Source organism: Providencia sp. PROV175 (assembly GCF_032707045.1).
GTDB classification, from domain to species: Bacteria; Pseudomonadota; Gammaproteobacteria; order Enterobacterales; family Enterobacteriaceae; genus Providencia; species Providencia hangzhouensis.
Window position 1 is genome coordinate 4,040,953 of record NZ_CP120533.1, and the last position, 15,397, is coordinate 4,056,349.

14 protein-coding genes are annotated in these 15,397 nt (G+C 41.4%); 10 read left to right on the top strand and 4 right to left on the bottom strand.

All coding sequences use genetic code 11. The features are described 5' to 3' along the window. The first annotated feature begins 2 nt into the window (after positions 1 to 2). Genes P3L44_RS18415 through P3L44_RS18445 form a run of 7 tightly spaced genes read left to right on the top strand, consistent with a single transcriptional unit; the run spans position 3 to position 4,430 of the window. Positions 3 to 800 (top strand): fimbria/pilus periplasmic chaperone, encoded by a 798-nt coding sequence (locus P3L44_RS18415; RefSeq protein ID WP_316928253.1) that lies wholly within the window; start codon positions 3 to 5, stop codon positions 798 to 800. A 29-nt stretch (positions 801 to 829) separates the two neighbouring features. After that, positions 830 to 1,438 (top strand): fimbrial protein, encoded by a 609-nt coding sequence (locus P3L44_RS18420; RefSeq protein ID WP_272662423.1) that lies wholly within the window; start codon positions 830 to 832, stop codon positions 1,436 to 1,438. 10 nt (positions 1,439 to 1,448) lie between these two features. Beyond that, positions 1,449 to 1,985: a fimbrial protein gene (locus tag P3L44_RS18425; protein WP_272662421.1), complete on the top strand. Its 537-nt coding sequence runs from the start codon at positions 1,449 to 1,451 to the stop codon at positions 1,983 to 1,985. 10 nt (positions 1,986 to 1,995) lie between these two features. Then, a complete protein-coding gene (locus P3L44_RS18430) occupies positions 1,996 to 2,493 on the top strand; it encodes a fimbrial protein (RefSeq protein ID WP_036958077.1) in 498 nt (165 codons plus the stop codon). Between the two features lie 2 nt (positions 2,494 to 2,495). Next, the gene (locus P3L44_RS18435; protein ID WP_272662485.1) at positions 2,496 to 3,008 is read left to right on the top strand and encodes a fimbrial protein; all 513 of its coding nucleotides are present in this window, start codon (positions 2,496 to 2,498) and stop codon (positions 3,006 to 3,008) included. 18 nt (positions 3,009 to 3,026) lie between these two features. Then, the gene (locus P3L44_RS18440) at positions 3,027 to 3,557 is read left to right on the top strand and encodes a fimbrial protein (protein WP_272662419.1); all 531 of its coding nucleotides are present in this window, start codon (positions 3,027 to 3,029) and stop codon (positions 3,555 to 3,557) included. A 6-nt stretch (positions 3,558 to 3,563) separates the two neighbouring features. Beyond that, positions 3,564 to 4,430 (top strand): hypothetical protein, encoded by an 867-nt coding sequence (locus tag P3L44_RS18445; RefSeq protein WP_272662418.1) that lies wholly within the window; start codon positions 3,564 to 3,566, stop codon positions 4,428 to 4,430. A 316-nt stretch (positions 4,431 to 4,746) separates the two neighbouring features. Here P3L44_RS18445 and dcuC read toward each other — a convergent pair whose 3' ends face one another. Continuing rightward, on the bottom strand, positions 4,747 to 6,117 hold the full coding sequence (gene dcuC / locus P3L44_RS18450) for a C4-dicarboxylate transporter DcuC (RefSeq protein ID WP_272662416.1): 1,371 nt from the start codon (positions 6,115 to 6,117) through the stop codon (positions 4,747 to 4,749). 34 nt (positions 6,118 to 6,151) lie between these two features. Beyond that, complete coding sequence (metC, locus tag P3L44_RS18455) at positions 6,152 to 7,327, bottom strand: cystathionine beta-lyase (RefSeq protein WP_272662415.1); 1,176 nt, start codon at positions 7,325 to 7,327, stop codon at positions 6,152 to 6,154. Positions 7,328 to 7,718: 391 nt separating this feature from the next. On the opposite strand from metC, the gene purB reads away from it, so the two are divergent. Both purB and P3L44_RS18465 read left to right on the top strand, forming a co-directional pair. Further along, the gene (purB, locus tag P3L44_RS18460) at positions 7,719 to 9,086 is read left to right on the top strand and encodes an adenylosuccinate lyase (protein WP_140171792.1); all 1,368 of its coding nucleotides are present in this window, start codon (positions 7,719 to 7,721) and stop codon (positions 9,084 to 9,086) included. A 77-nt stretch (positions 9,087 to 9,163) separates the two neighbouring features. Next, entirely contained in the window at positions 9,164 to 10,543 is a 1,380-nt protein-coding gene (locus tag P3L44_RS18465; RefSeq protein WP_140171793.1) for an MmgE/PrpD family protein, read from the top strand. A gap of 60 nt (positions 10,544 to 10,603) precedes the next feature. On the opposite strand, the gene P3L44_RS18470 is transcribed toward P3L44_RS18465, so the two are convergent. Together P3L44_RS18470 and P3L44_RS18475 are read right to left on the bottom strand one after the other, a co-directional pair. Beyond that, a complete protein-coding gene (locus P3L44_RS18470) occupies positions 10,604 to 11,488 on the bottom strand; it encodes a dihydrodipicolinate synthase family protein (RefSeq protein ID WP_094961543.1) in 885 nt (294 codons plus the stop codon). A 14-nt stretch (positions 11,489 to 11,502) separates the two neighbouring features. After that, positions 11,503 to 12,393 carry a LysR family transcriptional regulator gene (locus tag P3L44_RS18475; RefSeq protein ID WP_140171794.1) on the bottom strand — a complete coding sequence of 297 codons (891 nt, stop codon included), beginning with the start codon at positions 12,391 to 12,393 and terminating at the stop codon, positions 11,503 to 11,505. Positions 12,394 to 12,949: 556 nt separating this feature from the next. Between P3L44_RS18475 and hsdR the strand changes: the two genes are divergently transcribed. Beyond that, positions 12,950 to 15,391 carry an EcoAI/FtnUII family type I restriction enzme subunit R gene (hsdR, locus tag P3L44_RS18480; protein ID WP_272662414.1) on the top strand — a complete coding sequence of 814 codons (2,442 nt, stop codon included), beginning with the start codon at positions 12,950 to 12,952 and terminating at the stop codon, positions 15,389 to 15,391. Positions 15,392 to 15,397: the final 6 nt, after the last annotated feature.

A 15,397-nucleotide genomic window follows, 5' to 3' on the forward strand; every position in this document is an offset into this window, starting at 1 on the left:
ATATGATGAATAACATGATGAAAAACAAATTGATGAACAAAAAAAACGCCCATAAAGCAGTATTCACATTGGCTGGTGTTGTGTTGATTTCAACAACGCTATCCTCTGCTCAAGCGGCAGTTGCCTTAGACAGAACTCGAGCGATTATTACGGGAGACGAAAAATCGATCAGTTTAAACATCAGCAACGAAAACAAACAATTACCTTATCTCGCTCAAGGTTGGGTGGAAAATGAGAAAGGTGAAAAAATAAGCGACCCATTTACGGTATTGCCACCGGTACAGCGTGTTGAGCCGGGGGCAAAAAGCCAAATCAAAATCCAAGCTCTGCCAAGTGCCGCTTCTCTGCCGCAAGACAGAGAATCGGTGTATTACTTTAATTTGCGTGAGATTCCACCGAAAAGTGATAAACCCAATACGCTGCAACTGGCATTACAGACACGTATTAAATTGTTTTATCGACCAAAATCAATCATTCCAACACGTGAACAAATGGATAACCCATGGCAGGAAAAAGTGACTCTTACGCGTCAGGGTAACCAGTATACGATTAATAACCCAACTGCCTATTACGTTTCTTTTGTCGATGCTGTCCCCAACAAAAATGGACAGACAGTCGCAGGGTTTGAGCCCGTAATGGTTGCCCCCAAAAGCAGCAAAGCACTGAACGTCAGTGCAGACGCATTAGGTAATAAACCTGTGCTGACCTATATCAATGATTATGGTGGTCGCCCAACACTGTCGTTTACATGTCAGGGAAATAGCTGCCATGTGGTACCTGAAAAAAATAGACTGATCTGAAATGCGCGATGAGATAGCAGGAGAATATCATGGCAAACACAAGCAGGATGCTCCGTTATGTGGGCTTAGGAAGTTTAGCGCTGAATTTATTCAGTAGCATGGCGATGGGAACAGCCCTAAATAAAGTTGATAGCTGGGATGTAGATGGTTCACATGGCACGCTATATGTCCATGGAGCTTTGACGGAAAGTGCTTGTCGTTTAGCAATGTCATCAGCATATCAAACTATTAATTTAGGTACTGTGGGTACAGGACAGCTTCAGCATGTTGGGCAAACTGGTAACCCTGTTGCGATTGAACTGCGTTTAGAAGATTGTCTAAGTGGTGAAAGTCGCAGCCGCACTGCACAGGGGAATCTTTTGTGGAGCCAACAAATGCCGTCAATGAAGATCCGCTTTTTGGCTCCTATAGATACCCAAGACCCGCGCTTGGCAGCTGTTATCGGTGTTCAGGGGATTGGCCTGCAATTAAGTGATGCAGCGCATTCACCAATTAACTTAGGTGAGTACAGTACACCACAATTGGTTTCACCTGGGCAAAACCAATTAACTTACTATGTAACGCCAGTACGTACCTCTGCTCAACTAAATGCTGGAGCTTATCAGGCGTTAATTAGATTCCAGGTAAGTTATGAATAGGGGCATGGAGATGAGAGGAGCTTATTTTCTTACGATATGCTTTAAAGCGATTGTCCTAGTTGGGGTAATTCTCTTTGGTGCTCTGATTTCACTCAGCTTTTCTTACAAAGCTATCGCTGCGAATCTCAGCACTAATATCCAAATTCGTGTGACGGTATACGGTGAGCCGGAATGTACCCTTGGCGGTGCAACAACGACTTTTGTAGATTTTGGCGATATACATCAGGCAAAGATTGACGGTGCTTATGGGCGCTCACCTATCAATTACAACTTGATATGTAATGGCTTATATAAGAATACATTAAAGATGACGCTGAGATGGACTGATAGGCAAATTAATGGTGAGTCATCCGTGACGACCAATCTCCCGAATTTAGGTATTGCCATTTACCGTGATGGAACCCGACTCAGCAATGGCGCAACACTCAATTTTAATTATGGGAATTCGCCTGCTTTGTATGCCGTCCCCGTTAAACCTACAGGGGTAAACTTAACATCAGGTGGGGATTTTACGGGCAATCTCACGATGGTATTGGATTACCAATAGGATGATATCAATGAAATTATTCCGTTATCTTCTCTCGGTCTGCATGATGCTTAGCCTGTTTAGCCAAAGCCAAGCAGCAACACTTGGTATCCAGCTAAAAGGTCGATTATTGGTGACACCGCCCGAGTGCATTTTGAATAACAACCAACAAGAAACTATACATTTTGGCGATATATTGCTTCCACGTATTGATGGAGTTCAATACAAGCGTGCTGTACCGATGAGACTCAGTTGCACAAATCTAGCGAAAAACGCCATAAAGCTCACGCTTGTCGGCGATGGAACATCATTTAATAGCAATGGCGCATTGAAAACGAGTAACCCAAAACTCGGTCTTTCCTTTTATGTGAACAATGCTAAGCAAGTTATTAACCAGCCTTTCAATGTGTTATATACAGCGCTGCCAACCTTAGAGGTTGCCCCAGTAAAAAACAGTAATGCCAATTTTACGAATACCGATGGCGGATTTTTTACAGCACTGGCAACACTGAAAATTGAGTATCAGTGAGAATGATTATGTGGAATAACAATCAAATTAAGCATTGGATGGCAGGATTTATAATGGTGATGTCCATATCTTCAGCGCAAGCAAATTGGGCATTTGATGGCACGCTAATTATTCCTCCTGCTTGCCAATTAAGCCATGACGACCCAATAAAAGTTTCATTCGGTAAAGTCGGTGTACGAAAAATCAACGGTACCGCCTTCAAGCAATCTATTCCTTTTCAATTAAATTGTGTTGGCGATATGACACAACCGTGGGATATCAGCTTGATATTCGGAGGAACACCTGCAGGAAGTGGATTTGATAATGCGACATTAAGAACAGTGACACCGTTGAATAATGGCAAATTAGGCATTCAAATTCAAAAAAATGGCCAACCTCAACCATTGAATGAAGCCTTTTTGATTAATGCGGCTTCACTACCATCCCTTTCAGCGGTTCCTGTCATGCGCTCAGGAAGCGAACTCGTAGGGGATAATTTTACTGCATCAGGCACGTTAACCATTATTTTTGAATAGGAGGCGGCAGTCATAACTATGAATATTAAACGTAATATGAGCTTTGCCTTTGGCTTATGGTTTTTGGGTGCCACTGCCGCTTTTTCTGCAAATGTGGAATTTGATGGCACGCTAATTGAAGATGCTTGTGACGTTTATCCGGGCGACGAATCGATTGAATTAGATTTCGGTACGATAGTGGATAAATACCTGTATCTAAATACTCAAACAAATAGCCAACCTTTTACCATTCGCTTAATCAATTGCGATTTAGCATTAGGCCATGAAGTAAAAGTCACATTTATTGGCGCAGAAAATTCAGCTTTACCTGGTTTATTGGCATTAGATGCAGGAAGCCAAGCAACTGGCGTGGCTGTTGGTATTGAAAGTATTTCCGGTGCGGCAATCAAAATTAATAGTGGCAGTTATACCCAAGGGTTATATACCGGAAATAATAATGACCTAAGATTTCAAGCGTATGTGAGAGCTGAGCCAGTTGCATTGCAAAATAAATCAATTGTGCTCGGTTCATGGGCTGCGAGTGCCACGTTCAAATTAGATTATGAGTAAATCATTATGTATGCGAAAAAAGCAAAAATATACGGAATGTTAAATACAAGCCGTTTGAGTATTTTATTATTAATCATCGTATTAGCGTCTCTATTTCCTTCTCGCCCAGCCAATGCGATTGCGTATGTAATGCCTGTGAGTATGACCTCTGGAGCTTGGCCTCGTGTTGAGATGGACATTCTTTCTTGGAGTGAAGCAAGTGGTGTTACTAACCCTTGTTATGGATCAACCGAGTGCTGGGTAGGCCCTGATGTTCTGTATGCATCTGGTGCGCCGTCGTTGAGTGGCTCTTGCTTAGATTATGGTAACTGCATTCGAATTAACCAGTATCGAACAGCGGAAGAAGTCGCAGCGGCTTTTCGTAGTGCAAAAGGAATTCCTTATCGTGCATCGTTTGTCATTGATAGCCCAAATGCGACTTGTATTGGATTATTCTATGTTAACCATAAACCAACCCCGGGAGTTAGGAATGCAATCCAGTGGCCAGGTAGCGTCTGTGGTAAAATTCCACCTACAAATCAAACATGTAGTATTTCTTTGCCTGCTTTTGTTAATCACGGGGCGCTCAGTAACACGAGTTTAAATGGTAAAACAAACTCAGTTTCTGGCAATATCACTTGTACACAGGCGACAAATATCAATTTATTTGCTCGTTCAACCACGGGTGAGCGTTATGTATATTTAAATTCGACTTCTAACTTTTATTCAAATCCATTAATTAATAATCAAAATGGCTGGAATGGTGCGAACATGAATATTTCTGGAAACAATGCGGCGAATTCATTTACATTCACTTCTGAATTGCATGCATCAGGAACGGTAACGCCTGGATATTACACAGGAAATGCAGTCGTCATTATTGCATTTAATTAGTTAATCAAAGCCTTCGAACCCAATTCACTAACTTGGTAGTTTAGCAGCGTATTTTTAAATAGAATACGCTGCTTTTATGAATATTAATTAGTTTTGCTTTTCATATCTAGGCACTGATATTTCTTTCAGTGCCTGATTTATCAACCTTATTACTAATAATCCAATCAACGGTTACTGCGACAAAAATATTCACATACCCATACTATCATTGATGATAGTTTTTGATAAAAGGATGAATAATAGCCCTCCAATCAATAAAAAAATCCCTTAAACCGAAGAGTAACGAAAAGTTTAAGGGATAAATGCGCGAGTCTAATTAGAAGTATAAAAAGTAGAAAGTTACGACAAGGTTAACGATTGCAGCAACTGCCATTGGGATTGCCGTTCGTTTTACTATTTGGAACGGCGAAATCCCTGCAATTCCTGCAATTGCAACAATTGCTGCAGTGATAGGTGACACAGTACGCCCAAAGCTTGTCATAATTTGCATCGGTAAAATGAGTGTCACCACATCCACTTTAAGGAAAGCAGCAATTTTCGGTGTCAATGCAGCAAAAGAGAAGAATGCTGCATTCCCTGAGCCCATTAGGAACGCCGCAAGTGCAAGGATGGCACTCATAACAATAATCATCGCCCCGATACCAAAGCCGGCATCTTGAGCTGCGCTAATTAACGTATCCACCGCCCCACTTTTGAGTAATCCATTTGCGAAAAACTCCCCTGAAACAATCAAAGAAACGACTAAAACAAACTGTTTCCCCATTCCTTCAAAGAACAACATAAAGCTGTCCATGACGGCTTTCGCATCACGTAAACGGACGTATTCAAAAATCAGTGCAATGACGGTACTGATAATCATCGCGGTGGTAACTTCCAACTTAATATATGGGTGTAATAATGGGCTAAACCCGATAATTAGGATCAATGGAATAACTGGTAACAACGCATAAGACAATGGGACTTTATTACCGCCATCTTCTTTAATCGTATCAATTTTGCTCAAGTCAAAAACAAACCCTTCACGCTTATCCCACCAACGCTGAACAAAGAAATGGGTGATTGCCACTGCAATAATAATAGGGATAGTTACGGGTAATTGGTGTTGAACAAAGTAAACAGCGGGTTCAATATCCGCGGTTTTCGCTGCCATAATGACATTACCAGAACCGGGTCCATGGTCGATAAACTGGCAACAACCGATAACCGCTAAAGCAGAGAGTGGGCTGATTCCCGAACGAATTAATATAGGGTACATTGTGACCATTAATAACATCCCCAACCCGGCATGGCTTGGAATGAAAATCACCAGAACTTGCGTCACTAGAAATGAAATCACTAATAGCAAATAAGGTGATTTAATGGTCTTTAGCGGCTTTTCAAAAATAGCAAATAATGCGCGACTAGCTCCCACATGCTCCATATAACGGGAGAATCCAGCAATCGCCATTAATGTTAACCCTAAGCCAGCTAATCGAGAGCTCATGATATCAGTAAAAATTTGGAAGATATCAAAGTACTTAAAATGCGTGGTTTTATTTTCTGGTAACAATGAATTAAGATCTAAAGATGCGGTTAGGAGCAACAAAAGTAAGCCCCCTAGCAACAAGACTGGCTGAGGTTTATAACCCCGAGCCAGCAGGTAAACAACCAGCGCTGTAACTAGCGCGGCAATGATTAAACCTGTCATAGAAGAATTCCCCAGTATTGGTGCAGCTTTATTGTTATTGATTTAATGTTGAAAATGCTTGTGTAATATCCGCTATCAAATCATCCACAGACTCCAAGCCAATATGTAAACGAACAAAAGGCCCATGACCTTCGCTCCAATCTGATGCTGTTCTTGCGCCGACTACGTTAGCGGGTAGTGCGAGGCTTTCGAACCCACCCCACGATGCGCCGATACCAAACAGGGCTAGAGCATCAATAAAGTTTTCTGTTTGCTTCGCGGTATATTGTTTTTTGAATTCAATGGTTAATAAGCCGTTACTACCTTTGCAGTCACGCTTCCATAGATCATGTCGCGGATGAGATGGTAATTCAGGGAACCAGACTTTTTCCACTTCAGGACGCGTTTCCAGCCATTGTGAAATCGCTAACGCGGCTTTGCCATGCGCAGCTAATCGCTGCCCTAAAGTCCGCATTCCTCGTAAAACTAAAGCTGCATCATCGGGGCTACTGGCTTGACCTAAAGCTTCTGGCAAGGCACCAATTTGTTTCCAAGCTTTTTCTGTCGCGACCATAATTCCCATCATCACATCAGAATGCCCGCAGAGGTATTTTGTTGCTGCAATTACAGAAACATCCGCGCCTAATTCTAGTGGGTTATAAAGCCATGCTGAACCCCAAGTGTTGTCAACACCCACTGGGATATTTCTTTCATGTGCAATACGGCATATTTCGGGTAAATCCAACATTTCATAAAGTAATGAACCTGGGGATTCAACAAAAATAAGTTGTGTATTACTTTGAATTTTTTGCTCAAAATCTGAAGCATCTGTTTTAAAGAAGCTGTAGGCGATGTTATTTGGTTTTAAAAAAGCATCGGCTATTTTACGTACAGGTTCATAAACAGAATCTGCAAACAATACGTGCCCACCACTGTGTGCATAGCCCATAATAGTGACTGCAATCGCGGCTAGACCCGTAGGAAATAATTGCGCTCTATAGCCCCCTTCTAATTCAGTCACCAGGCTTTCGAGTGCAAATGCGGTTTCTGTACCTCGCGCACCGTAACTTAAAACACGTTCCGTTGCGCGGCGATCGCGAACATCACGCCAGCTTTTAATTGAATCAAAAACAATAGTACTCGCTCTCATTACTGGCGGATTAATTGGTCCTGATGTTGTAATAGGTTGTCGTCCACTATGTATTAATTTTGTATATTTATTTAATGTCATTATTTATTTCTCCAAATATAGAAATAGATTCCCTAGTAATTAAAAGGAAGGTTATTTATTTTTAAAAGTTCGATTTCATATTATGTATATCAAATTACTTTCCTTTTAAAACATGACTTATTTAAAAAGATGATCTTCATCATATAAATGAGCATTAATTAAATTAATGAAAACTTAAGAGAAAATTAAGAATTAAAATCTATATGTAATAAACAATAAATTAAAATATAACAAATTGATTTAAATGGAAAAATAAATACATAAGAAAGTCTTTTATTAACATTAATCTTATTAAGGTGTTTATTTTTATTTTTTATTGCATAAATAAAGCAACTCTCTAACAAATAACCACCTTTTAATTTTCAATATTATTCTTATACAGGGGAATATTATGGGTACCAGTGTTTTTGATTCGGTATTATTAAAAAACTTATGGTCTACAGAAGAAATGCGAGCTATTTTTTCTGATAAAGTCAGAATGCAAAATTGGCTTGATTACGAAGCAGTATTAGCAATTGAACAAGCTGAATTAGGCTTGATTCCAAAGCAAGCTGCGAAGATCATTGCTGATACAGCAAAACTGGAAAAGTTAGATATGGATTTCATCTTAGAGCAAGTGCGTTTAACTCGTCACCCACTTGTTCCAACCATCCGTGGTTTAGAACATGCTTGTCCTGAACATTTTGGTGAATACGTCCACTTTGGACCCACAACACAAGATGTTATGGACACAGGCTTAGTGCTTCAACTTAAAGAGGCTCATAAAGTTTTTTTACGTGATATCAAAATATTAGGGCGTTCTTTATTATCGTTAAGCGAAAAGCATCGCAATACACCAATGGCAGGACGAACCTTAGCCTTACAAGCCTTACCGATTACCTTTGGACACAAAACTGCAATTTGGCTAACGGAATTAGCACGCCATTATCAACGATTAAAAGAAATCGAACCTCGCTTATTCGTTGGTAGCGTTGTTGGCGCTGTTGGAACTAAGGCCTCATTGAGCGACAAAGCAGATGAGCTTGAAGTTCGTGTATTAAATCGGCTCGGTTTAGGCACTCCTGAAATCTCTTGGCAACCCGCTCGCGACCGATTTAGTGAATATGGCATGCTGATTGGTTTAATTAGCGGCACGTTAGGAAAAATTGCCAATGAAATTTTATTATTAGCTCACAATGAAATTGATGAACTTTCAGAGCCTTTTAGTAAAGGTCAAGTTGGCTCCTCAACGATGCCACACAAGCGTAATCCTGCCATTGTCGAAAATGCGGCCTGTGTCAGTAATACATTGAAAGCTAACCTTTCTGTGCTTACCGACATGATGAAACACCAACACGAAAGAGATGGTGCGATTTGGAAGATGGAATGGAAAGTGATGCCAGAAATGTGCCTGATGCTTTCGGTGATCTTCGATAACATGAAAACTGTATTAGGGGGATTAAACGTACATACCGATAAGATGCGCCAAAATTTAGATATTTTAGGTGGATTTATGCTTGCTGAGCGCGTCATGTTTGCGTTGTCAGACAAAGCGGGTAAACAAACTGCCCATGAAATTGTTTATGAAGCTTCTATGTCTGGCCAAGAAGAAGGCATCACCTTTATTGAGGCCATTAACCGTGACACACGCATTCGTGACCATATAACGCAAGAAGAACTTGATGCCCTATTAGACCCAACGACCTATGTAGGGAATGCACCTGAACAAGTCACTCGAGTAATAGAACAAACCAAAGCATCCGGTTGGCTTAATGACTAATGCATTTTAGCAAAGTTTAAATCTCTACTTTCTTAAAGCCAGTCAAGTGCTGGCTTTTTCATTCACCAGAGGTATCTATGACATTAAGCCAACAGCTAAGCCAATTTATCACATCCCTATCCTTTTCTGATATTCCACCGCAAGTTATTGAACGCGCCAAATATCATTTACTCGATACATTAGGCGTTGCACTTGCCGGAAGCCTCCAACAAAGCGCAACACAATGCCGTAAGGGAGTCACTTATTTACCTGAGCATCAAGGAAAAATTCCAATTTGGGGAAGTAACCAAACCGTTTCAACTACCACCGCCGCTTTAGCAAATGGTATTTCAGCGCATGTATTAGATTTTGATGATACACACACCGACTCAATCACTCACGGTAGTGCCGTACTTACTCCTATAGCCTTTGCACTCGGTGAACATTTACAGGCGACAACAAAAGAGATCCTTACTGCATGGATTATTGGCTGGGAAGTCGCAGCCAGAGTGGGATTAGCAAGTCATAGCGGGTTTCACCTACGCGGCTTCCACTCTACAGCTATAGCGGGTATTTTTGGTGCGACGGCTTGTGCAGCTTCATTACTCAAATTAACTCGGGAACAAACAGTTAACGCTCTAGGCCTAACAGGAAGCCAAGCCAGTGGTGTTGCTGAATACCTAACCAATAGCTCGTCAGCAAAATGTTTTCATGCGGGATGGGCTGCGCAATCAGGCATTATTGCAGCATGTTTAGCTAAAGGCGGAATGACAGGGCCAGAAACTATTTTTGAAGGGCGCTATAGCCTGTACCAAACACATGGTCTTCGTGAAAATGCGCATCCCGAGCAAGTCACCCAAGACTTAGGTAATGTTTGGCAATTCATGAATGTTTCCATTAAGCCCTACCCTGTTTGCCATTTTGCTCATGCCACCGTCGATTGTGGGAGACGATTATTACAACGAGGAATAACCCTCGATCAAATTGCAAAAGTAGAATGCGTTGTCGATCCCGTTGCAGCGGCCTTAATTTGTGAGCCACCAGAACAAAAATGGGCACCTCAGAGTGCCTATGCAGCGAAATTTAGCCTCCCGTGGTTGTTTGCCGCTGGTTTTATCGAAGACAAATTAACATTAAGTTTGCTCTCTACCGAAAATTTACAGCGAGCAGATATCCAAAACCTTGCGAAAAAAGTCAGCTATCGTTATCCCACTGAAAATGAAATTCCTTTCCCAACCTATTTTCCCGGCCTAATTTTTGTCACATTAACCCATGGTGAGACAATAACGGAACGATTAGATATCCAATACGGTAACCCACAAAATCCAATGTCTTTGGAGGATATTGTGAGCAAATTCTATGACAATGCAGGGCTGGTAATGAAAAATGAACAAGCTGCGCAGCTTGCTAAAAGTGTATTATCTTTTGAAGCGAAAACTATATCGACTATCACACAGCTATTGCGTGTTGGTCTTTAATAAGACCGACTAACGAATAGAAGCCCACACTGAATGGGCTTCTATTTTTCCTTCCTCTTATTATTCATTTAACTGAGCAATAATTTGCTGTAAATGAGCAATAGCAACATCATTGAGAGGTTCTTGTGGAAGGATCGGGTCACCAACATTAAACCCTTGAATGTTTAAAGATGCTTTAATACATGACGCTAATGCATATTGCGTAAAAGCTTCGTTGATTTGCCACATTTCTTTCTGTTTTGCTAACGCTGTATCCCAATCCCCTCTAGTGGCCAACTCATACAGTTCAACACACTGTTTTGGCAACACACAGGCAGGACCCGCCATCCAGCCCACGCCACCTAATTTAATGACTAATAAAGGAATATGAGCTGAGGCACTAAAAATTTTAACCCGCTCACCGAAGGTGTTGAGCATCGTTAATAACCTTCCAGTATTACTCGATGCATCTTTAACATATTCGATATTAGGGATATAGCTTAATTCATTCAAAAGAGAAATAGACAATACATCCCCCAGCAAACCAGGGTTGGTATAGACCGTCATGGATTTTTCAGGAAAAGACTCCGCTATTGTTTGGAAATAACCCAATTGGGCTTTATCACTCAGAGGGTACATTTTTTGCGATATCAGCACCATGCCATCCACACCTAAATTGGCATACTGTTCCGCTTGAAAACATGCATCTGACGTTGAGAAACTGGCAACCCCCGCTAATACAGGTACTCGCCCCGCAGCTTGATCAACTGTAATGCGAACCACCTCATTTCGTAATTCCTGTGACAAATATGCGTATTCACCAGTGCTCCCTAATGGGCTCAATCCGTGAACTCCGCTCGAAATGAGGTGCTCAATTAGGTGACGAAGAGACGATTCAAGAACAGTACCTTTAGTTTGATCGACTGGTGAAACAAGATAAGGAAAAATACCGTGAAAATGGGTCATAATTATTCCTAATTTTAGTTGTTATGGGAGATAACGGCTGTTTGTTCATTTTTTAATGAGTTAAAAAGAATTTGTGCGGCTTTGGTTGGGCTTTTTGAGTTGAGGTACAAGTTATATCGAATTGCCGGAAGTGCTGGTAACCCTTCATCTTCACCGAGTATGCGTAAATCCTCCCCTGAAAGCTCAATTGAGCGAGCCATAATACCCAATCCCGCCCTAACCGCAGCGCGTGCTCCAGATAGTGTTGTCGCCATATAAGCAATGCGCCAAGGTATTTGCTGTTGTTCGAGGTGATTGATCATCATCTCGCGATAAGTACTCGGCTCATCTAACACAACTAATGGCAGCGGCTGCTCTAAGTTAAAACTAAAATGTTTCCCGCAATACCATAGTGAAGGGGAAACACGTAAGACAATTTTAGGGTAGCCAACATGCTCCTCGGTTGAGATCGCCAAATCGAGTTCATTATCCTCTAACATTGACATAAGAAATGGGCTGCGTTTGACAATAATATCCATGATTAAATTTGGATAAGCTCCTGAAAATCTGGCTAATAAATCAGGCAATATTGTATTCGCGGTGTCATCTGGCGAACCAATTTTTAATACTCCGTCAATTTCTTCATAAACTAGTGATAAACATGCCTCATCATTAAGACGTAAAATACGGCGGGCATAGCTCAATAGTTGTGTACCAGAGTCCGTCAATGCTTTGTTTCTGCCCTGCCGAACAAATAACTCCTTGCCAATGAGTGACTCCAGCCGTTGCATTTGTTGACTCACCGCTGATTGCGTTCGGCAAACAGATTCTGCGGCGGCGGCAAAAGTTGCACCATCAACAACCGCAATAAAAGTGCGAAGTAAATCAAGCTCTAAATTAAAAATAGGACGTTTAGCAGCTGGCATTTTAGTTATCTCTTTTCTTAAGGTGTGTGGTGTCATCCAACAAAAGTGTTTAATTTACATACTAAGAAGAAAGCCTTAAATAATCTATGTTAGAGCTCAATAGTTTGGCTCTAAATTGTAGCGACTTAATAATAAATTTGACTACCTGAATATCCGCCATAATACGATTGATAAAGTAGCTACAGATGGAAAGACATAACAAATGGTTATTTATAGGCAATTCTCCTCAAAAGAGTTTGCCATCAGATAAACTTAGTCAGTAATTTCATTCGGTATCCCCAATTTCAAAAGTCACTGATTGATTTTGTGTGTAGTGACGTGACTACTTCACACTCAATCAAAAATGTTGCCCGAACTGTCAAAAGGCGATTTTATGTATCGCGGCGAAGAATATTACAGAGGAACATCGGCTTAAAATAGAAGAGTGATTTGCATATAAACAATTTAAATATTAATGGATTTTAATAATTATAATGCTATTCATTTTATAACCTAACTCACTCCTATATTCTGTGTATAATTAAGCACTAATCCCAATTTCGTTGAGAGAGCTGCTATGGCTAGTATGAATAAAACTCATCTGACTGAAACAGACATCATCACTAAATTTATCCTCCCTGCAATTAAAGATGCGGGTTGGAACTTGATGTCGCAGATCCGCCAAGAAGTCAAACTTCGCGATGGTAAAGTCGTTGTGCGTGGTAAGCTAGCAGCACGGTTGACAGTGAAATCAGCCGACATAGTGCTCTACCATAAGCCGGGGTTACCACTTGCAGTCATAGAAGCTAAAGCGAATAAACACGAGATGGGAAAAGGGATGCAGCAAGGGCTAGATTACGCGCGCCTACTCGATGTCCCTTTTATTTTTGCTTCTAATGGTGATGGTTTTATCTTCCACAACAAAACAAATCCTGCGCAGCTTGAATCCGAAATTACACTCGACGATTTTCCAACACCTGAACAGCTTTGGACTAAATACTGTATTTGGAAAGGTTTTACCGCTGAACAATTGCCTGTCATCAGCCAAGACTATTACGATGACAGTAGCGGCAAATCCCCTCGTTATTACCAGCTACAAGCCATTAATAAAACTGTAGAAGCCGTTTCTGCTGGGCAAAAACGTGTATTACTCGTAATGGCGACAGGTACTGGCAAAACCTATACCGCATTTCAAATTATTTGGCGCTTATGGAAAGCTAAAAATAAAAAACGCATTCTGTTTCTTGCCGACCGCAATATCCTTGTCGACCAAACTAAAAATAACGACTTCCAACCCTTTGGTAGCGCAATGGCAAAGGTGACTGGTAGAACAATTGACCCAGCTTATGAAATTCAATTGGCACTCTACCAAGCAATTACAGGCCCAGAAGAACACCAAAAAGCCTTTAAGCAAGTTGCTCCCGATTTCTTTGATTTGATTGTTATCGACGAGTGCCACCGCGGTAGTGCATCGGAAAACAGCGCATGGCGAGAAATTCTTGAGTACTTCAGCAGTGCAACTCAAATTGGCTTGACCGCAACACCAAAAGAAACCGATGACGTTTCCAGCACTGATTACTTTGGCGACCCCGTTTATACTTATTCACTTAAAGAAGGTATTGAAGACGGTTTCCTTGCACCATACAAAGTCGTTCGAGTCGATATCGATGTCGACTTACAAGGTTGGCGCCCCACTAAAGGCCAAGTTGATAAACAAGGCCAACTGATTGATGACCGAATTTATAACCAAAAAGACTTTGACCGCACTATGGTGATTGATGAGCGTACCCAATTGGTCGCACAAACCATCACTGACTACCTAAAACGCACTAATCCTATGGATAAAACCATCGTTTTTTGTAACGATGTTGACCACGCTGAACGTATGCGCCGTGCGTTGGTAAACCTAAACCCAGAACAAGTGCGAATAAATGAAAAATACGTGATGAAAATCACTGGCGATGACGACATCGGTAAGGCGCAACTCGATAATTTCATCAACCCGAAAAAGCCTTACCCAGTGATTGCAACCACCTCAGAACTGATGAGTACGGGTGTGGATGCGCAGACCTGCAAACTGGTCGTGCTAGATCAAAACATTCAATCCATGACCAAATTTAAGCAGATCATCGGGCGTGGAACACGTATTAACGAGAAGTTCGATAAACTCTGGTTCACCATTCTCGATTTCAAAAAAGCCACCGAACTGTTTGCAGATGAGCGCTTTGATGGCGTGCCTGAAAAAGTGATCCGCACAACACCTAAAGATATTTCCGATCCTGAATCGGATTTCAATGAAATACTCGAAGGTGAAACGTCAGAAAGCGAAACGTTAGATAACGACGTATTTATGGGCGCAGAAGAATCATCCGCTCACTATGGCGCCACATCAGAAAGTGCCAATGGTGCTTTCGAAGAGTGCGAAGAAAACAGAATTCGCAAATATCATGTCAACGGCGTCACCGTAAAAGTACTGGCAAAACGCGTTCAATATTACGATGCCGATGGTAAATTAGTCACCGAATCCTTTCAGGACTATACCCGTAAAACGCTTCTCAAAGATAAAGACTTTGCCTCTCTTGATAACTTCATTCGAAAATGGCACTCTGCCGAACGCAAACAGGTTATTATTGATGAGCTCCAGCAACTCGGCGTGCTTTGGGAAGTATTAGCAGAAGAAGTGGGTAAAGACCTTGACCCATTCGATCTCCTTTGTCATGTGGTTTATGGTCAACCGCCCCTGACGCGTAAAGAACGGGCTGACAACGTGCGTAAACGTAATTACTTCACCAAATATTCAGAACCTGCACAGCATGTACTCAATACCTTGCTGGATAAATACGCGGATGAAGGTGTGCAGGAAATCGAAGATATTCAGGTGCTAAAACTAAAACCGTTCGACAGCCTAGGCCGTCCGCTAGAAATCATCAAAAGTAGTTTTGGAAATAAACAAGCTTACGAGCAAGCCGTCAATGAACTGGAAGACCAAATTTATCAGTTACCACCTCGCCAGGCCTAATAACCC

Coding starts and splice junctions, on each gene's coding strand:
- P3L44_RS18415 (WP_316928253.1), top strand. CDS start 3: ATGATGAATAACATGATGAAAAACAAATTGATGAACAAAAAAAACGCC.
- P3L44_RS18420 (WP_272662423.1), top strand. CDS start 830: ATGGCAAACACAAGCAGGATGCTCCGTTATGTGGGCTTAGGAAGTTTA.
- P3L44_RS18425 (WP_272662421.1), top strand. CDS start 1,449: ATGAGAGGAGCTTATTTTCTTACGATATGCTTTAAAGCGATTGTCCTA.
- P3L44_RS18430 (WP_036958077.1), top strand. CDS start 1,996: ATGAAATTATTCCGTTATCTTCTCTCGGTCTGCATGATGCTTAGCCTG.
- P3L44_RS18435 (WP_272662485.1), top strand. CDS start 2,496: ATGATTATGTGGAATAACAATCAAATTAAGCATTGGATGGCAGGATTT.
- P3L44_RS18440 (WP_272662419.1), top strand. CDS start 3,027: ATGAATATTAAACGTAATATGAGCTTTGCCTTTGGCTTATGGTTTTTG.
- P3L44_RS18445 (WP_272662418.1), top strand. CDS start 3,564: ATGTATGCGAAAAAAGCAAAAATATACGGAATGTTAAATACAAGCCGT.
- dcuC (WP_272662416.1), bottom strand. CDS start 6,117: ATGACAGGTTTAATCATTGCCGCGCTAGTTACAGCGCTGGTTGTTTAC.
- metC (WP_272662415.1), bottom strand. CDS start 7,327: ATGACATTAAATAAATATACAAAATTAATACATAGTGGACGACAACCT.
- purB (WP_140171792.1), top strand. CDS start 7,719: ATGGGTACCAGTGTTTTTGATTCGGTATTATTAAAAAACTTATGGTCT.
- P3L44_RS18465 (WP_140171793.1), top strand. CDS start 9,164: ATGACATTAAGCCAACAGCTAAGCCAATTTATCACATCCCTATCCTTT.
- P3L44_RS18470 (WP_094961543.1), bottom strand. CDS start 11,488: ATGACCCATTTTCACGGTATTTTTCCTTATCTTGTTTCACCAGTCGAT.
- P3L44_RS18475 (WP_140171794.1), bottom strand. CDS start 12,393: ATGCCAGCTGCTAAACGTCCTATTTTTAATTTAGAGCTTGATTTACTT.
- hsdR (WP_272662414.1), top strand. CDS start 12,950: ATGGCTAGTATGAATAAAACTCATCTGACTGAAACAGACATCATCACT.